Genomic DNA, 20,110 nt, shown 5'->3' with positions numbered 1-20,110 from the left:
ATGAAAATATTAGCTATTCGAATAAAAAATCTAGCTTCTTTAGAAGGTAATACAGAGATCGATTTTACAACCGAACCATTGTGTTCTGCGGGAATTTTTGCTATCACTGGAGCTACGGGAGCAGGAAAATCAACTATATTAGATGCAATATGTCTTGCTTTATATGGAAAAACCCCCCGCTACCTACAGGCAAAAGAAATAGGAATTGAAATTCATGATGTCCAAGGAAGCAAATTGAACCAAAGTGATGTTCGGGGTATTTTAAGAGACGGAACTTCTGAGGGTTTTGCTGAAGTAGATTTTAGAGGTATTGATGAGCAAAATTATCGTGCTATTTGGAGTGTAAGACGTGCTCGAAATAAGGCCGAGGGTAGTATGCAATCAGATTCTATAACATTGACAAATATCAGCTCGAATACTGTCATTCCAGGTAAAAAGCAAGAGACTTTGAATGAGATTACACGTTTGGTAGGCTTAAATTTTGAACAATTTACCCGATCAGTATTGCTGGCACAAGGTGATTTTACTGCCTTTATGAAAGCTAATAAAGATGAAAAATCTTCTTTACTCGAAAAACTCACAGGAACCCATATCTATTCTGAAATTTCAAAAAAAATATTTGAAAAATATAAAGTGGAAGAACAACAACTTCGAGATCTTAATTTACGAAAAGATGGAGTTATTATTCTAACTGACGAAGAACAAAAGAGTTTGGTGGAGGAACAAGGAATTTTGGAGATTCAAATTAAAAGTTTAGAAAAAGAGATAGAAATTTTAGCAGCAGAAATTGTTTGGCAGGAACAGTTTTCCCAGTTACAAACCAATTATCAGAATGCGCAAATCGCATTACAAACTGCAAATGAAGAAAAAATAAATGCACTTCCCCGCAAACAAAAATTGATTGTTACTGAGGCGATTCAACAAACCAGGAGCTGGGTAGATGCTTTGAAGCACGCACAAAATCAACATGCTGAAAAAACAGCTAACTTAATTACTTTGAAAGAGACTATAAAGTCATTAGAAGAAAAAAAAGAAAAGTTGAATGATGAGATTATAGCTTCGGGAACTGCATTGACTGAAAATAATAAAGCTTTGAATGATGCTCTGCCAATTTTAGAGCAAGCTAAAAAACTGGATACGATAATTGTTGAAAAGAGAGAGCAACTGCAAAAAGCAAAACAAGATGTAGATGACGCCACAGCAACTATAAATCAACATCAAAAGGTTCTCACGGATAAACAAACTGAGTTTTCTGGGATCTCTGCTCATATCAATATAATAACGGATTGGAAGAATGAAAATATAGAGCGTAGTCCAATAGCTGAAAATAAAGAAATTATTTTGTCCAAATTGCAAGATGCTCAAAAGCTATTGGAAATTTTTCAATCTTCAACTACAGTACTTAATCAATTGCAAGATCAGATTAAGATAGATGAAACTAAAAAAAATGAAGCTGAATCTAATTTGGAAAAAAAAGCATTCGAATGGGGAAATTTGACCAAAATCTATGCTGTTAAAGCAAAAGAATTGCTGTTAATTCCTATTGAAACCATGCAGTTGGATAAGATTGCGATAGATAACACTGTTGAAAATATTATAAAAGCACAAGCTCATTGGTCACTGTTTTATGGTGCTTTAACTGACTTAGATATTTTAAAAAATAAACAAATTAAAGACCAGTCTGATTATCCTATAAATCAGCAGACCTTACAACAACTTTCGCAACAATTAATAGTAGAAAATGCTGAAAAAGAAACCGCATCTCAACTATTACAGCAAGCTATTCTGGCATCCGCAGAAAACGTAGAATCGCTTAGAAATGGATTGATTGATGATGAACCTTGTCCAGTATGTGGTAGTAAAACTCACCCTTACACTGAACATAATCCACATTTGGAAAATGTATTGAAGGTGTTAAAAGATGCTTATGATGAAAAAGAGCGTATTTACCTGAACAGTTTCGGAAAACATAATGCTTTGAAACAAGCATTTCAAAGCTTAGAGCAAACTATTCAGAATCAGCAAGAAACTATTAAAGAAAAAGAGTCGGAGCTGGAAAAGAACAAGCAGGTTTGGGAGCAATTTGATATTGCTAAAGAAACTCTAACACTTTCCGATGAAAAAAAGTCTCAATGGATAGAGGGAAAATTACAAGAACTTAAAGCAAAACAGGCTGATTTACTTTCAAAAACACAAGTTCATGCCCGCCAAAAGCAACAACTGGAGGTAGATAAAAATAAAAACGATTCTTTAAAAGAAATTGTTGAAACACTTGGTAATGAAGTTAAAGATCTGAAGAGCAAATTATCAATATATCAGGAACAACTAAGTAGCAAAACTAGAGAACGTGACAAAGCAACTTCCGATCTGGTTTTAATAGAAGAGTTACTTTTACCATATTTCACAAGCTTAGACTGGATGGCTAAATGGAAAGTTGCACCAATCAATTTTACTAATGATATTGCGAGTTTTTCACAAACCTGGAAACAATATGCTGAAGATCTGGAGCAATACATTGGTCAAAAAAGTGTTCTTGAAGCAACTTTGAAAGAACTGGAAAGCCAATCTCAAAATCTTACAGCAGAGCTTACTAAAAAAAACGCAATGTATACTGCACAGTATCAAAGCTATCAGGTTATTACTCAAGATCGTGCTAATATTTTTGAAGGAAGACCTGCAGAGCAAGTGGAATTAGAGTTGAGGCAATCTGTAGAAAACGCACAACAAAAACTAGATCAGTTTAAAGAAATGCTGCAACAGCTGAGTATTAATTTAACAAAAGCCAATACCCAAAAAGAAGAATTAGAAAATACGATAAGTACATTGCAGATTGATGTAACATCAACACTACAAAAAATAGAAAACTGGCTGAGTAATTACAATCACAAGAACGATCAATTACTAAGTACAGAAACACTTTATGAACTGCTAGCACTACAAAACAGTTGGATAGAAGCCGAACGCAATGCACTGCAATTAATTGAGGAAGAAGTAACGAAAGCAACTTCTATCCTTGATGAAAGAAAACAATCACTAGACGTTCATCAACAAACGGTATTATCGGAGCGCTCATTAGATGAATTGAATGAGTTGATTGCTATTAAAAAACCCGAGGCTGAACAACAAAAGCAGAAAAAGGGAGAAATTGGTTTTAAATTACAACAAAATGAAACCAATAAAGCCCAGATAAGCTCTTTACTCAATGATATCGCAAAACAAGCTGATATAACAGAAAACTGGGGTAAATTAAACGAAATTATAGGTTCTGCTGATGGTAAAAAATTCAGACAGATTGCACAAGAATATACACTTGACGTTCTGCTGGGCTATGCCAATATTCATTTGCAGGAACTCACGAGCAGATATAAAATTGAACGTATTCCGGCTACGCTTGGATTGCAAATAGTAGATCAGGATATGGGAGATGAGGTAAGAACTGTTTATTCACTTTCCGGTGGGGAATCTTTCTTAGTGTCACTTGCTCTAGCTTTGGGCTTGGCTTCCTTATCCTCAAGTCGCATGAAAGTAGAATCTTTATTTATTGATGAAGGTTTTGGTTCGTTAGATCCTACCACGCTTAATATTGCAATGGATGCATTGGAAAGGCTACACAACCAAGGACGTAAGGTTGGTGTCATCTCACACGTTCAGGAAATGACTGAAAGGATACCAGTGCAAATTAAGGTAAGTAAGCAACAGAGCGGAAAGAGCAAGGTTGAAGTTTTAGGAGTTTAATAAAAAATATAATAATACAGCTTTTATGAGTGAATTTAAAAATCCATATATATCAAGAGTAAAAATTCAGAATTTTAGAAATTTCTTAGATGTAGATGTTATCCTTGATCACAAGCAAGTTATAATTGGAGAAAACAATATAGGAAAAACAAACTTTCTAAGAGCAATCCAGTTGATATTAGATAAAGACTTTTCTGATAATGACCGCCAATTGACAGAAAGTGATTTCCATGAAAGTTTATTGGATCCTATGATAAATGGATTGGCAATAGAAATTACTTTAGAGATCAAAGGTTTTGAACACAACTCAAGGCTTGTAGGACAATTTATAGATGCGGTCATTGATGATACACCACCAACACTTCAATTCACATATAGATTCTTTCCAAATATTGGACCTTTAGGGAATATTCTTAATTATAAATATGAGATATACAAAGGAAATAAGGAATTAAGTAAATTTACAAGTGAAGATCGTAGTTTTATTAATATATACGTTATAAAAGCACTCAGAGATGTAGATCGTGAATTAAAGGCAAACAAAAACTCTCCACTTTATAAACTGGTCAAGAAATATGATATTTCAAAAGATGATTTGGAAAAAATTTCTGAATCTATGAAGGATGCAGCAGATGGTCTTTTGCAATTGGATGAAATTGTGCATATTAAAAATATTATACAAGATAGGTTCACATCACTCTCAGGTTTGCAAAGTGATAGCGATATTACTCTAAGTACTTTTGATATTGATACCGAAAGGCTTTTGTATACACTTCAAGTCTATTTTGGTGTGAGTGAAAGGCCTGTTGGGGAACTTAGTTTAGGTCTTGGCAATATCCTTTACATCACATTGATGCTTGTTTTGCTAAAAGATCGAACTATTCCTCCTATTATCAAGGCAGAAAGATTTCAGGAACTATTACAGCTTGATGAAACACAAATGATCAATGCATACTATGATATAACTACACAATCAAAGTATATATTGAGATCCTCTATAGATGATGCAGATATGGAGATTTTATATTCTTGGATGGATGAAAACAATGGAGTACAACAAGCATTTACCATTCTTGCCATTGAAGAGCCTGAAGCACACTTAAATCCAATTCTTCAAAGGCTGATATTTAGAGAAGTCTTGCATAAAAGTAATACATCGGTAATATTTACGAGTCATTCTACCTTTATTAGTTCCGTTGCCCCTCTATCTTCAATAGTACATGTTAGGAACATTGGAGGTGCCAGTAAAATTTTTTCAACAGCAAAGTTATCTATTGACAAAAGAGAACAAAAGGATATCGAGAGATATATTGATGCAAAAAGAGGTGAACTGTATTTTGGTAAGGGAGTCATTCTTGTTGAGGGAATAACAGAAGAATACATTATTCCAGCTGCCGCTGATTTACTAAATATCCCGTTGGATGATTTTGGTATTGTAGTTTGTAATATAGATTCAACTAATTTTATGCCGTATATTCAATTATTACAAGCTTTAAATATACCGTGGCATCTTATTACTGACGGTGACTATTATGAAATTAGCAATAAAACAGAAGCTGACGGGAGTATAGTTGAAGAAAGGATATATCATATAATGGATGTTGCTACGGGCCGTCCTTTTAGATACAAAGGTGTTGAAAATGTGAATGCAGTTTTGATAGATCTACAGATAGTAGAACCAACAGATGTTCCGCAACCACCTTTGGATGCCAAAGAATTCTTCAAACAAAGTGGAGCACATGTGGGTACATACACGTTCGAAGTTGATATGATGAATGAGACTAATGCAGATGGAATAGGTATAATTAAGAAGGTTTATGCGGAACTAATTCTAGGGGGTGATAGGATGCAGAAGAACTTTGAGGATGCGCTTGATTCCCGTGAATATTGGTCAGCATTAAAAAAAATAGAGTCAAATATAAGTAAAGGAAGATTTGCACAGCGTTTAGCTGGTTATTTAACGCCCAACCTGATTCCTAAGTATATTAAAGACGGACTTGAAAGTTTTGTTAAAGAAGTAAAAGAAGATTATGAATAGTATCTTTTTTGAAGATCTCGAACTGATCAAAAGAGACCAAAGCCAAATTACGGCCTATAATTCTGAAAGTAATACTGTGGTAATTGCTGGACCTGGAAGTGGTAAGACCAGAGTACTTACTTTAAAAGCAGCTAGCTTAGCAGCTAGCTCAATTAAAAAGCCTTCTGGTCTGGCATGCATTAGTTATAGTAGGGAGACTGTAAGAGAAATTAAAAAACGTCTTAAAGAATATGGTTATAAACCTACTAATAAGGATTACATAGGAACAGTTCACAGTTTTACTCTTCAGCATGTTATTCAACCTTTTGCACATCTTTATCCTCAATATGGAGTCAAATATCCGGTAAAGATTATTAAAAAAGAAGATGAATTAAAAATCTACAATAATGTACTTGCAGAATTTAAAGTTTCTAGTAAAGAATTGAAATTGATGGAAATTAATAGACAGAGAAGCCTTTCATTAGAAGGAACTAGTCAGGTCACTTTTGATTCAACGGATCTAGTTGTCAGTGCTGCAAAAAAGTTTGAGGAAAAACTCTTAGAAACTGAATATCTAGATTTTGTAAGTATAATTAATATTTCTGCTCAAATCATCCATGAACAAGATTTTGTGAGAATGGCACTTCGAAGTAGGTTTCCCTGGTTACTGGTCGATGAATATCAAGATTTAGGAAAGGCATTACATGAAATGGTATTGGAACTTGTTTTTAATGCAGACATAAAACTTTTTGCGGTTGGAGATATGAATCAATCAATTTATGGTTTTAATGGAGGTTATCCGGATTTTCTTATGGAGCTTATGAATCGAGATGATATTCATTCTGTACTGTTGGCCAATAATTATAGAAGTAACCAGCATATTATTGCGGCTTCATTGGAAACATTGGAACCATCATCTCCTTTGTCATATTTTGCAAAACGAAGATTAGAAGAGAACCCAGACTTTACATTTATCACCTGCAATCATCAGATGGATCAACAATATGATGTTGTTGCTGATAAGGTTGTGCCTTCATTAATACAAAATAACGTTCCTTTTAATGAAATCGGTATTATAACATGGTCAAATACTGATGTCAGATTGATGGCTGCTGCTTTAAGGAAGAATGGCATTCCTTTTTATATTTCAAAATGGGATTTTGAAAAAAGTGCTACGGTGACTTGGCTTCAAGACTGTGCTCACTTGACTATAAATCCTAATGAACAGTCTTTTGATAGTCTTTTTAAATTTTGGAAAAATTTAATTATCAACCATAATGATTCACGTAAATATTTAGAGACTATTGACTTAAAAGTAAAATTTCTTAAAACTATAAAAGCGGGAAAAGAAATGGAAACTATATTGGACTGGCTAACACTAATGATAGATAATCTCGAACTTGTAAACGTTCTAGAACTTTCAGATATGTATCCAAATGAGATTAAAAACCTTGAACTTTTGTTAGATGAAGCTAAAAATCACAATCTAAAAGACATGCCTTTGGAACGATTTGCATATCTTGGTGTTCCTAATGATGAAATAACTATTACCACTAGACATAGTGCAAAAGGTTTAGAGTTTGAAACTGTTATTCTACTGGGAATGGAAGAGGGACACTTTCCATTCTATTTAGATATCAAGAATCCTATACTTTTAGCTGAAGCTCAAAGATTATGTTATGTTTGTGTAAGCAGGGCAAAAAAGAGTTGTATTTTGGTTAGATCGGAACAGTTTACAGTTGATACTCAATATGGTTCAAAAACTCACCAATACAGTCCATCACGTTTTTGGTTGAGTTTAAATCAAAAGTTTGGAAATGAATACAATCATTTTACTCATATTAATTACCCTTATTCTAAATAATTGCCAGAAAATTTAGTAGATCAGATATTTAAAACAGGTTATGTATTTAATTCAATAATAAAAGAAATAAAAATTATGAGTAACATAGATCAAGAGTTGTTAAAAATTTACACTTCAAAATCTCAAGCAGATAAAGCAATTAGCTCTTTAAAAGGATTGTTGCTTGGTATTCAGTCAGATAAGGAAGTGAACGAAAAAGAAATTAATGAACTTAGAAAATGGGTAACAGAGCATAAACTGTTGATAAACAGAAATCCTTTTAATGAGTTTATGACCATCATTGAAGAAACTATTTCAAATAAAATACCTCCTAAGGAAACAATTGAAGATTTATTTTGGCTATGCCAAAAATATGAAAGTGATAATTATTACTATAACGCCGTAACTACAGATCTTCAAACTTTACAAGGTATTTGTCATGGAATATTATCTGATGGAGAAATCAGTGATAAGGAGATATTTGAATTGAATACTTGGCTTTCTGAAAATGAACACCTAAATACATATTATCCCTACGATGAGATTAGAAGCTTAATACTATCAATATTGTCAGATAATCAAATTGATGAAGAAGAAAGAATAGTTCTTAAAGCTTATTTCAAGCAATTTGTAAAACTGCAAGATTCAGAATTACAAAAACAAATTGAAATAGAAACATCTGATATTAATATTTCTGGTCTTTGTACAAGTGAACCAACCGTTGATTTTGATGGAAAAACATTCTGTATCACAGGAGTATTAAAAAGAGGTAATAGAGAAACCTTGCAAAATCAGATTAAAAAACTAGGAGGAATACCTACGGATAGCGTTAATAAAAGAACGGATTATCTAATTGTAGGAGATAATGGAAATCCAGCTTGGGCATTTTCCTGTTACGGGCGAAAAGTAGAAAAAGCTTTAAGTTTAAGAAAAGATGGTCATACAATTACAATGATTCATGAATTTGATTTTTCAGATATTATAGATGACCTAATTTAATTAAAGATGACAATAATAATTATAATCTTTATAATAATTGTTCTTGTTTCGGTAGGAAAAAAGAAACCGGAGCCTAACAAAGTAAATTATTATGATATAACAAAGAATCAACGAACAAAGCAGGTTTCTTCTATTAATGGAACAAATATGATAAATGTCTCTGTCACTAAATCAAGTTCAAAAACTGATGATTCAATTATAGATGTGGGATCACAATCTTACAGGATTGATTCAGATTATGGATTAGAATCAAAAGTTCCTTATTGGTCTCATGGTTATGTTTACTCTTATTCAGAAATTAATTATGCTACATCTAACCAAAAAAAGTTTTATCAATATTATAAAACTCAATTTTTGAATGGTCAATTTATAGATTTAGAAGGCAATACTAATTATGCCTTTATTTTACTTTTCGATTTGTTAAATGAGTTTGACCAGCATAAAAACATTGCCTTACTTGAATCACAATTAGAAATTTTAGGTAATCATTATCCTAAAACTAAAACCTATGTAATTAATTTTCTAATTAAAAAAATGGAGCAGGTGGGAGATACTGATGGCGTTGCCAGATTGAGGGAAGATCATTATGATTATCAATATACTCAAGTTAATTATTCGACATTTGAATGGAGAAACAAATACAAGAAAAAATTAAATCTCACAAAAGATGAAACGAATGTTTTAGATAAAATATGGTATTCGAGTAATAATTTTGTAAATATTGAATATTGCTGTGTTGAAGTAATTAGACTTTATCTGGCAACAATGAATAATTTAAAACAGCTATATGTTGATAATGGTTCGTCAATAGAAAAAGAATTTGAAGAAATTGCAGATGTTGTAGTTAGAAAACATTTTAGATACAGGAAAGGAAGTATTAATTATAAGCACGCCATGCAATCTTGCGAGAATGAGTTTCATACTAATATTTTTAAATTTTGTGAAAATACGGTAAGAGAAAAATTTGGGCATAAAAGAAAAATAACTATTGATCCCTATGCATCATCTTTAGATGCAAAAGAAGAATTTGAAACAAAACTAATTAGTAAAATTGCCCAGATTCATTTAGTATTAATTTCAAAAATAAATTTACCTGATAAGGAAACAGAAATAAAACTCAATCTTCAGAACACAACACGATGGAAAGCTAAATTTGAAGAAATTAGTTCCGGTTTCAATAAAAACTCAAAAGAGTTTCTGGACCAAATTATCGAATTAGGAAAATTAAACAAAGAAAATCCTTCGGTTGAAAATATCTTTTTTGAAGCTTCTAAATTTATTGCTAAGTATGATCAGGAAACGGCTTTGTCATTATATTTACACTATCTTGATCATGATTTACAGTCAATAACTTTTGATAATAAACAACTGACTAAGACTATTCAAAAAAGCCTTTTTAAAGATAATAGTCAGTTAGAGAATTTTGAAAGAATAGTTAGTGAATTTATATATGATAAGGATTTGAGGAAGGCACTTAATTCAGTTCCGCAGGTATATGCTGTTAAACGCAAAAAAATTCACCTTGATAAATCTCTAATTAAGGAAGTTCAGCAGCAACATTCTGGTACAGTAGAACTATTGAATGAATATTTAAGAGATGAAAATTCAGAAGAACTAGACAGTAAATTAATATTAGATGAACAAATTGAAATTAGTATTGATCATAGTAAAACCGAAGAGACGATCTCAATATATTTGAAAGATTTTGTCTTTAAACCAATTCATACTTCAACATTGGAATTTTTTTCAAAAAATAATTTTTCAATACTTCAAAGTGAATTTGAAATTTTCGCGAAATCTAAAGGAGCTTTTAAAAACCAATTAATAGAAAATATTAATGAAATATGTTTTGAGAATCTTGATGATCTTTTAATTGAAGAAGACGAAGAATATTACACTATTAATCATGATTATTACCAAAAACTTTTAGCAAAATGATAGATAACATTAAACCCAAAGAAGCTACTTCAATTATAAATTCACTAATAGGTGGTGTGGTTCCTAAGATCGGAGTTCAGCACATTACTGTAGGACGTTCTGAAGAAATAGCTTCCTTTGTAACAGCTTTAGAAGATGTTAAGAATGGACATAGCATGGCAAAATTCTGGATTGGAGATTTTGGTTCAGGAAAATCATTTATGCTTCATCTGCTTAACACAGTTGCTTTAAAACAAAAATTTGTTGTTGCTAATGCTGATTTTACACCAGATAATCGACTGTATTCAAACGATGGTAAGGGTGTGATGCTCTTTTCTGCAATAATGGATAATGTTGCAATTCAAACAAAACCTGAAGGTGGAGCTTTGCCAACTTTACTGGAAAAATGGATTGAGCAGATAATCACTAAAACTGCTGAAGAAAGCAATATTTCTTTAACGTTGATTCGAGATGAACAATATTTAGGTTTAATTCAAAAAAACCTGATGAAAACTATAAGTGAAATAACAGAAGTTGGTAGTTTTGATTTCGGAACCGTAATAATGAAATATTATGAAGGTTACATAAAGGATGACGAGCAGCTTAGAAGAAATGCTTTAAAGTGGCTTAAAGGGGAATATAAAACCAAAACTGAGGCCAAACAAGAGTTAGGTGTAAGAGATATAATTAATGATCTTAATTACTATGACATGCTTAAGAATTTCTGTAAGCTGTTTGTAAATATGGGATATAATGGATTTATGATAAACTTAGATGAAGCAATAAATTTATATAAGATTTCAACGTCTATAATGAGAGAGAAAAATTATGAAAAAATTCTATCTATTTATAATGATTGCTTCCAGGGAAAAGTAGCTAATCTGTTTTTTAATTTTGCAGGTACGAGAGAATTTTTAGAAAACGAAAGAAGAGGTTTATTTAGCTATCAAGCGTTAAAATCTCGTTTAGAAACAAATAAGTTTGAAACTCTGGAAGTAAGGGATTTTGCACAGCCTGTCATTCGTTTAATGCCTTTAAATCATAATGAAATTTTCGTTTTACTTAAAAAACTTAAATTAATTTTCGATTATAATTATAAAACAGAAATTGATATTTCAGATAATGATATTCAACAATTCATGGAAGAAATTTTCAATAAACCTGGTGCTTCAGAATTTCTAACCCCTCGTGAAGTTATCCGAGATTTTTTGAATATACTTAATATTATTAGACAGAATCCTGGCGTTGATAAAAATATATTATTTGGAGAAATTGAAATATCAGATGAAAGACCAGATGAGCTATCTTTAATCAATAGTATTGAAGAATTATAATGTCATCCTATAATCTACTTTCAGATCCTATAAAAAAATATGTCAGGGACAAGAGATGGGAAGAATTGAGACCTATCCAGGATGCTGCAATTCAAAGAATCATTTCCACTAATGACAACTATATTTTGGCTTCAAGAACAGCTTCGGGTAAAACTGAAGCTGCTTTTCTTCCTATACTTTCAAAAGTTAATTTTAATGAATCTGGTATTCAAGTATTATATATATCACCTTTAATAGCTCTTATTAATGATCAGTTTTATAGAATAGAAGAACTTTGTAAATACCTTGAAGTTCCAGTTACAAAATGGCATGGAGAAGCCAATAGAACACTGAAAGAAAAAATAATAAAAGAGCCTAGTGGCATAATGTTGATCACTCCAGAGTCGTTGGAAGCTATGTTTGTTAATAGACCACACCATGTAAGTCATCTGTTTTCTAATCTTAAGTATCTTGTAATTGATGAGATACATTCCTTTATAGGATCGGGAAGGGGAGCTCAATTAAAATCTATTTTGTCAAGATTGCAGGATTTGAATTCAAAGAAATTTAATATAGTAGGATTATCAGCAACCATAGGAGATTATGAAGAGGCAAAGAAATTTACTGGAGATGTATTACACACAAAAGTGCTATTAGATAAAACATCTAAAGAAATAGAAACAGAGTTTAGATATTTTAAAAATGAAGGTATTGAACTTCCTTTAGATCTTTTAAAGGATTTGTATTTAGAAACCAGAAATAATAAAGTTCTGATTTTTCCCAATAGTAGGGGGCGTGCGGAAGAAGTAGCAGTTAAGCTTAAAAAGATTTCGGAAAAGGTAAAAGGACATACGAACTATTTTTCACATCATTCGTCGGTTGATAAAGAAGTAAGAGAATATGTAGAATATTTTGCAAAAAGTAATAATAGGCAAAATTTCTGTATATCATGTACTTCAACATTAGAGCTGGGAATTGATATTGGTTCAGTTGATGAGGTCGTTCAAATAGATGCTACTAATAGCATTGCTTCTTTGATACAGCGTGTTGGCAGAAGTGGCAGACAAAATGGTGCAAAAAGTAATCTTTTTTTATATGCTACAGATAAATGGAGCTTATTGCAATCGTTAGCATGTTGGCAATTATATAAAGAGAAATTTATAGAACCTTCCGAGCCTATGAATCTTGTTTATGATATTTTATTGCATCAGGCCTTATCGATAACAAAAGGACATTCAGGTATTAAACTTGTGGATTTGATTAAGCATTTAAATCACAATTTTGCATTCAATGATATTCAAGTTTCTGATATTGAAGAAATTTTAAATCATTTGATAGCAATAGACTTTTTGGAAAAATTAGGAGATGAGGTTATTATAGGAGTTGAAGGTGAAAAAATCGTTAATAATAGAGATTTCTACAGCGCTTTTACCGTTGAAGATAATTTTAAAGTTGTAAGTGCAGGTAATAAAATTGGGGAAATTCCATTTTCACCACAAGTTAAGGAAGATGAGAATATTTTATTAGCAGCTAAAATATGGAAAATTAAGTTTGTAGATTTTAAAGCGAAAAAAATAGAGGTAATTCCAACCAATGATGGTAAAAAACCGAAATTTTCTGGAGAAGGAGGTATTGTACATCCTGAAATCAGAAAAAAAATGCTTGAAATAATCTATCAAAATGAAATTTTTAGTGAGCTAGATAAAAACTCCTCAGACGAGCTAGAGAAGATGAGAAGAGAATTTTCTGTTTTTGATTTACAAAATATTGAATCAGAAAAATTGCTGATGGTTTCTGAGAAAAAAATCGTGTTCTATACTTTTACAGGCACTAAAATAAACAGGACACTTAAACTGCTTTTTGATGTAATAGAAATTAAAAATATGTTAGATGATAAAGCGAGTATGTTTTACATCATGATCTCCAGAGAAGAGTTTTTGTCTAAGTTAAATCTTATAATTTCGAATGTTGAAATTATTGATGAGATTGTCACTAAAGAATTAGAAGGAAATCCAGACTCATTAACGGTATCTAAATGGGGTGTTTTTCTGCCGATAAAATTTCAGATTAGATTGATGAAGCAAAAATTTTATGATATAAAAGAAACTCAAGAATTCTTACTTAGTATTAATAGAATTGTAGAAAACACTTAAGAAATTATGGAATATAAAAAGTGGTTAACATATTGGAAAAAAAGCTTGTCGGATTCCTTAAAAGCAGATATCAATATTGATAAACTTCAGCATTTTGAAATTGAGAGTTTTGAAATTGATATGCAGCAAATAGAAGATTTGAACAGCGTAAACAAACTGATAAATTTTGAAGAAGGACGCATAAATAAAAAGAAAGGTGTTTCAAGTAAGGATAGTGAGAATTGGGTTAATTTAGATGAAATCGAAGTCTTGATCTCTCCAATAAAAATAAAACCCACAACAGAAAATCTTGTTTTCTTAAAAGATAAACAGCCTAAATTTCCTTTTTGGTATTTTGCGAAACTAGATAGAAAAGGAAGTTTACGGGTCCCAGAAGAATATTTTCCAGTTTTCCAAAGAAAGTATTTAGAACCCTTAGCAGATGAAAGAACTGAATTTATATTTGGCACTGTTGAAAATATTGATAATGTAACTGCTGTAGGCAGAGAACAATATGTGAATTATCAGGAATATATAGATTACGTAAAAAAAGTTTTTGCTTTAGCTATAAATCAAAATATTGAGAATTATGTATCAGAGGGTTATGAAACTCTAAAGAATGGAATAGTTCTATTGCCGGACGAAGATGTTAACGCCGCAATCGGTATAATTCATTTGTATGAAAAGATATTAAAGGAAGACAGAATTCCTGAATTATTAAAGACATTTATAACGCTAAACAATCCTAAAGAGAATAATTCATTAAATGTATCTGAATTCATCGATTCAAATTTCTTGCATATAGGACAAATGGGGTTTGATTTCCCAATCTCAATATCGCAACGTAAAAGTTTAAATACCTTTTTAAAAACAAATGACAAAGTTTTTGCAGTGAATGGACCTCCTGGAACGGGAAAAACAACTTTGTTACAAAGTATTGTTGCTAATAAATTTGTAGAAAGTGCTATAGCAGGAAATGAACCCTCTATAATCCTTGCGTGTTCAACCAATAATCAAGCAGTAACAAACATTATAGATAGTTTTTCAAAATCAAATACAAAGCCAGGGAATTTAGAAGGAAGGTGGTTACCAGAAATTGATGGCTATGCTACTTATTTACCAGCTAATGGAAAAACAGAGGCAGAGTTGAAAGGCATAAATTATAAAAAGCAAAACGGTGAAGGCTTGTTTAGTAGAGTTGAAAACCAAGAATATTTAAAAATTGCTAAACCTTATTTTATTGAAAAGTGTTCAAAATATTTTAAAGATAAGATTTTAAATATTAATGATGCTATAATAAAAATCCAGAAGGAAGCTTTAAATATACAGGCAATATTGCATGAAGCATCTAATAAATGGAAAACTTACTTGCAAAATGAACAACTATTTTCAAATGGATATCTAAATGATATTAGTATTCGTGATAAATATTATTCTGAAAATATCTTAAACGAAATAAAGTTTCAATCTGATATTGAGATTTTAAATAAATTAGAAGAAAAAATTATTTCATATTTTAATAATGAATCGTTTTTTAGAAAGCTATTTTGCTTTTTTGGATTGAAATCAGCTTTAGCGAATAGAGCATCGGAAGTTAGAATCATATTGAGAGATTCATTAATAAGTGAAGCTAAAGAATTTGTATTCACAAAAAGTATAATACTTGAAAAGATCGACAATAAAATAACAACTGCAAAAACAATTATTGAGTCGATAAAAAAATGGAAAGAATGGAAAATTTCTAATTCCATTAATGGAAATCCACCTAAGACAGAAGATGAATACTGGGAGTTTGAATATTTTAAAATTAAAAATGATGTTAAACCAAATTGTTTTTATGATGAGTTGGATGTTACACTTCGTCATGAAGCATTTCAGCTTGCTTTGCATTATTGGGAAGGAAGATGGTTATTAAAATTAGAATCGGATTTGAAAGATGAAAATTTCGATAGAAAAGGGTTTGATGCAATGATAAATAGATGGCAGCGACAAGCAATGTTAACGCCTTGTTTTGTTAGTACATTTTATATGGCTCCTAAATTTTTTAGTTTCTTCAGGTTTTTCAAAAAAGGAGAAGATGGTAAAAATATTTTTGACACACGTCCACTTTATAGTTTTATAGATTTATTGATTGTTGATGAAGCCGGCCAGGTTGCACCGGAGGTGGGGACTGCAACATTTTCACTTGCTAAGAAAGCAGTTATAGTAGGTGATGTCAAACAAATTGAACCTGTTTGGAACATTACTAATAAAATTGATGTTGGAAATTTAAAAAAATGCGGTATCATTAAAAATTATGATGATCTTATTTATGAGAAAGAGTTTGATCCTAAAGGTTTTCTTGCTTCAACTGGAAGTGTTATGAAAATGGCTCAAAATGCTAGTAATATTCGAGAGCATGGCACAAAGGAAAAAGGTGTTACTTTGGTTGAGCATCGACGCTGTTTTGATGAGATTATTAATTATTGCAATGTATTAGCATATGATGGAAAGCTAGTACCACTTAAAGGACCTGCAAAAAGTGATTTATTATTTCCTCCAATGTATTGCGTTCATGTTGAAGGGAATTCGACAGTAAAAAACTCAAGTCGTTACAATGACAATGAAGTAAAGGCAATAGTTAATTGGTTAGTTCAGAATAAAACGAGAATAGAGGAAAGATATGGAAAAGTTGAAGATTCTCTTGGTATTATTACTCCTTTTGTTGGTCAAAAAAACAGTTTGAGATATGCATTAAAAAATGCAGGATTTAATGTTGATAAATTAAAAATAGGAACCGTTCATGCACTTCAAGGAGCCGAAAGATCAATGATTTTGTTTTCAATGGTTTATGGAAAAGGCGATTCAGGTACAATGTTTTTTGATAGAGACAATAAGCCGAATATGTTAAATGTAGCCGTTTCAAGAGCTAAGGATAATTTTATTGTTTTTGCAAATACAGAAATACTAGACAAAAGAAGTAAAACCCCATCTGGGATACTATCAAATTATTTGACTTTTGAAATAGAAAAGTAATTTCCTATTACAATATTTAGAGACACTTTTGGTATTTAACTACAATCTTATTTTATTAATTTCACATTACAAAATATATTAAAAAGAGTCTGCTAATATTTTTAGATTTTCCGTTAATAGGCTTTAAGTTAATGTGTTATTTCTATATGTGATAAACTTTTAAGCGCAAATTTGATTAATATTGAGTGTGCTATGTATCAAATAATTATTTAAATTCTGCGTTTTAAATAATAATCATTCCTTGTAAATCTACCTGCTTATGCCTGTGGTTTATCTGTACATACGAGTTAGTACTAGATATTCCGACGAAAGTACCCCACGATTCCGCGACAATGGTCGCCACTTATTCCGACGCAAAGTACGCCAGTCAAATCGTCCTTTATCATCACTTAGTAAAGATGATATTTTTCAAAGTTAATAATTTTTTCTAGTTCTCAACGATTTACCTGTTAATGCAATTCTGTGTGCAGAAGCTGACAATCTGTCCATTATAGCATCAGCAAGAGTTGGCTCCTCAATAAAGTTATACCAAGTGTCTACTGGTAGCTGAGAAGTAATCATAGTTGATCCTATACCATATCTATCTTCGAGGATATCTAGTAAAGCAATCCTTGCATCATTACTTAATGCTTTTAGCCCAAAATCATCTAATATTAAAAGCTTATATGCTGAGTGGGTATTTCGGTCGGACCGTGCCACCCATTTCGGTTGAAATGGTGCCACTTTGAAAGAGATTACAATAATACAAAAAAGTTTGTTCAGTTTAAAAATTTGCTTTTCTCATAGACTCGCCTTGCAGATTTATTCTATGAGAAGAATTTACAATACGATCTAGGACTGCGTCAGCAATTGTCGAGTTCCCAATTATATCATGCCATGCAGATACAGGTATTTGAGAAGACAGTATTATTGATGCTTGATTGTACCTTTGGTCAACAATGTCCAATAATGCTTCCCGGGATTGGTTATCGAATGGTTGTAAGCCAAAGTCATCCAGAATAAGTAGATCTGATTTTAGTATCTTTTTCATTTCCCTTAGGTATGTCCCGTCTAATTTACTTATTTTTAATAAATTAAAAAGATTAGCAGTGTTATAATATAAGACTTTATAATCCATCAAACAGGCTTGGTATCCCAGAGCCTGAGCAAGATAACTTTTTCCAACTCCGCTGGAACCAGTTAATATTACATTCTGTTTTTTGAGAATAAAATCCAATGTTCCTAGACGGGTAAACATATTTTTATCTAGATCTCTGTTTTGAGTATAATTCACATCTGGCATACTTGCACTTTGTCTAAATTCAGCCTGTTTAATTAGCCTTTCTATTTTTCTATTTTGTCTATTTTCATACTCGTGATCCGTCAATAAACCAATGTACTCATCAATAGTAAATGAGGTCATTGTGTTGTTTTTAATGTGACTGTGATGTAGCTGTGCCATGTCGTTAAGTCTCATGGTCTTTAGCTTTTCGATAGTTTGATTGTTGTCCATATTATAATATTTAAGATTAATATTTATTGATACGCTGAGGCTCCTCTGATGTTTTGATGTACTGGGATGTGATTAGTGTTAGCGTCTAGTTCTTGGAACATAGCTTCTTTGAGATCCATATTATGACGCAGGATGTTTTTGATATGGGTGTAGGTTGCAACATTAGCATTCAATGCAATCTCACAAGCTTTATCCAGTCTTTGTGATCCATAACTCTTGTGTAGTTGTATTAAGCCAATCACCCTCTTGTATCCAATCTCAGGGTAATCGACATTACACAGAATCTTCTCTACGCATTTGACTAAATGAACACCATGTGGAGCTGCTTGATTTTTAAAATACTCAGGACTCCAACTGGTATAGCTTTGATGCGTACTGGATAAATGTTCCTTAATTGTATTGTAATTCCCTTTTTTCGGGTTTCGTTTATGTATTGCAATGCGTAAATGATTATAATAGATCTCTACTGAAGTATTGGTGTAGTGAATCATTGTATGATGGCCTATGTAGCGATAAGGAACGCTATAATAACTCTTGTCAGGTGAGAAATACACATAACCTATCTTCTGAACTTTAGCTCTTTTATAATCCTTTATTTGATAAGTAGTACAGGGTAATGCTTTTAAATATTGTCTTTCCACAGATTGAAAGAGCTCTACACGACTTGCTTCTTTACGTTGAAAAAGTAATTGGTTGTAAGTGATTAGCATACGTCGTAGCTCTGCATTGAGCTCTTCTAAAGAGAAGAAAGTCATCTCCCTGATTGGGTAGTAAATTCTTTGGTAGACAAGATGTACTGCGTTCTCCACTAACGCCTTATCTTGGGGAGCATAAATACGAGTTGGATTGACTATGCAGTTATAGTGGCTAGCAAAGTCTTTAAAGCTTCTGTTTATTTGTGATTCATATTTACTTGCGCGAGATACAGCTGATTTTAAGTTATCGGAGACTATTGCCAAGGGAACACCTCCATAAAAGTTTAGCGCATTAGTACAGCATATAATAAGATCTTCTTTCTTCTGACTCGGACAGGCTTGCACATAGGTATATTGGCTATTAGGAAGTATAGCCACAAAAACTTCTACAGATATAATTTCTCCTGTGTTTTGATCAATATATGAGAGTTTTTTACCTGCAAAATCAATGTACATCTCTTTACCAGGTTCATGCTCTAACTTCATAGAGCCTTTTACTTCTTTATATTTCCGGTTATAATGCTCCATAAACTGTGTGTAGCTGTAGGGATTAGCTACTGTCTGAGCATATTGAGCATAATGATATAGAAAAGTAAATCCAGGATGATTCCGAGCTTTATTAACCGTCTCAAAATAGAGCATTAAAGAGTTATGTCTTTGAGTGTCTACTGTCGTAAAGCTAGAAAAGAGCTCTGATAGTTGTTCAATATCCAACGTCAGCAACTGTTCTAAAGAGTATTTAGAGCCTTCGAAAAGCTGCATATAAGTATTTACAGTATTGCGAGAAATACCTAATGTACTTCCAATTTTACGATTGCTATAACCGTCCAAATGTAAAGTAATGATTTGTTTTAAGTCCATAGGATCAAGTTTATTAGCCATATCGTATTGCTTTAGATAACAACAAGATAGTAGCTGATTTTGATCTTTCAAAGTGGCACAAATCGAACCG

11 protein-coding genes are annotated in these 20,110 nt (G+C 31.9%); 8 read left to right on the top strand and 3 right to left on the bottom strand.

Annotated features, from left to right (window positions below; all coding sequences use genetic code 11):
• The 8 genes from QLQ94_RS19420 to QLQ94_RS19385 are packed head-to-tail and all read left to right on the top strand — an operon-like array spanning window position 1 to window position 16,971.
• Window positions 1-3,735 (top strand): AAA family ATPase, encoded by a 3,735-nt coding sequence (locus tag QLQ94_RS19420; protein WP_482498264.1) that lies wholly within the window; start codon window positions 1-3, stop codon window positions 3,733-3,735.
• A gap of 25 nt (window positions 3,736-3,760) precedes the next feature.
• A complete protein-coding gene (locus QLQ94_RS19415; protein WP_482498262.1) occupies window positions 3,761-5,773 on the top strand; it encodes an ATP-dependent nuclease in 2,013 nt (670 codons plus the stop codon).
• Window positions 5,766-7,616, top strand: a complete 1,851-nt coding sequence (locus QLQ94_RS19410; RefSeq protein WP_482498261.1) for a UvrD-helicase domain-containing protein — start codon at window positions 5,766-5,768, stop codon at window positions 7,614-7,616. Before QLQ94_RS19415 ends, QLQ94_RS19410 begins: the two co-directional genes overlap by 8 nt.
• A complete protein-coding gene (locus QLQ94_RS19405; protein WP_482498260.1) occupies window positions 7,617-8,594 on the top strand; it encodes a BRCT domain-containing protein in 978 nt (325 codons plus the stop codon).
• Between the two features lie 6 nt (window positions 8,595-8,600).
• A complete protein-coding gene (locus tag QLQ94_RS19400; RefSeq protein ID WP_482498258.1) occupies window positions 8,601-10,532 on the top strand; it encodes a tellurite resistance TerB C-terminal domain-containing protein in 1,932 nt (643 codons plus the stop codon).
• Window positions 10,529-11,845 carry an ATP-binding protein gene (locus QLQ94_RS19395; protein ID WP_482498257.1) on the top strand — a complete coding sequence of 439 codons (1,317 nt, stop codon included), beginning with the start codon at window positions 10,529-10,531 and terminating at the stop codon, window positions 11,843-11,845. Before QLQ94_RS19400 ends, QLQ94_RS19395 begins: the two co-directional genes overlap by 4 nt.
• A complete protein-coding gene (locus QLQ94_RS19390) occupies window positions 11,845-13,977 on the top strand; it encodes a DEAD/DEAH box helicase (protein ID WP_482498256.1) in 2,133 nt (710 codons plus the stop codon). The genes QLQ94_RS19395 and QLQ94_RS19390 overlap by 1 nt, the downstream gene beginning before the upstream one ends.
• A gap of 6 nt (window positions 13,978-13,983) precedes the next feature.
• Window positions 13,984-16,971 (top strand): DEAD/DEAH box helicase, encoded by a 2,988-nt coding sequence (locus tag QLQ94_RS19385; protein ID WP_482498254.1) that lies wholly within the window; start codon window positions 13,984-13,986, stop codon window positions 16,969-16,971.
• Window positions 16,972-17,385: 414 nt separating this feature from the next.
• Here the strand turns inward: QLQ94_RS19385 and QLQ94_RS19380 are convergent, their stop codons facing one another.
• The 3 genes from QLQ94_RS19380 to istA all read right to left on the bottom strand — a co-directional run bounded on the left by QLQ94_RS19380 (window position 17,386) and on the right by istA (window position 20,040).
• The gene (locus QLQ94_RS19380) at window positions 17,386-17,670 is read right to left on the bottom strand and encodes an ATP-binding protein (RefSeq protein ID WP_482498253.1); all 285 of its coding nucleotides are present in this window, start codon (window positions 17,668-17,670) and stop codon (window positions 17,386-17,388) included.
• A 64-nt stretch (window positions 17,671-17,734) separates the two neighbouring features.
• Window positions 17,735-18,463, bottom strand: a complete 729-nt coding sequence (gene istB / locus QLQ94_RS19375; RefSeq protein ID WP_482497946.1) for an IS21-like element helper ATPase IstB — start codon at window positions 18,461-18,463, stop codon at window positions 17,735-17,737.
• Between the two features lie 23 nt (window positions 18,464-18,486).
• Window positions 18,487-20,040 (bottom strand): IS21 family transposase, encoded by a 1,554-nt coding sequence (istA, locus tag QLQ94_RS19370; RefSeq protein ID WP_271338775.1) that lies wholly within the window; start codon window positions 20,038-20,040, stop codon window positions 18,487-18,489.
• Window positions 20,041-20,110: the final 70 nt, after the last annotated feature.

Source organism: Flavobacterium sp. B114r (genome assembly GCF_056824125.1).
This window is presented reverse-complemented; position numbering and strand designations above follow the sequence as displayed.

Coding starts and splice junctions, on each gene's coding strand:
- QLQ94_RS19420 (WP_482498264.1), top strand. CDS start 1: ATGAAAATATTAGCTATTCGAATAAAAAATCTAGCTTCTTTAGAAGGT.
- QLQ94_RS19415 (WP_482498262.1), top strand. CDS start 3,761: ATGAGTGAATTTAAAAATCCATATATATCAAGAGTAAAAATTCAGAAT.
- QLQ94_RS19410 (WP_482498261.1), top strand. CDS start 5,766: ATGAATAGTATCTTTTTTGAAGATCTCGAACTGATCAAAAGAGACCAA.
- QLQ94_RS19400 (WP_482498258.1), top strand. CDS start 8,601: ATGACAATAATAATTATAATCTTTATAATAATTGTTCTTGTTTCGGTA.
- QLQ94_RS19395 (WP_482498257.1), top strand. CDS start 10,529: ATGATAGATAACATTAAACCCAAAGAAGCTACTTCAATTATAAATTCA.
- QLQ94_RS19390 (WP_482498256.1), top strand. CDS start 11,845: ATGTCATCCTATAATCTACTTTCAGATCCTATAAAAAAATATGTCAGG.
- QLQ94_RS19385 (WP_482498254.1), top strand. CDS start 13,984: ATGGAATATAAAAAGTGGTTAACATATTGGAAAAAAAGCTTGTCGGAT.
- istB (WP_482497946.1), bottom strand. CDS start 18,463: ATGGACAACAATCAAACTATCGAAAAGCTAAAGACCATGAGACTTAAC.
- istA (WP_271338775.1), bottom strand. CDS start 20,040: ATGGCTAATAAACTTGATCCTATGGACTTAAAACAAATCATTACTTTA.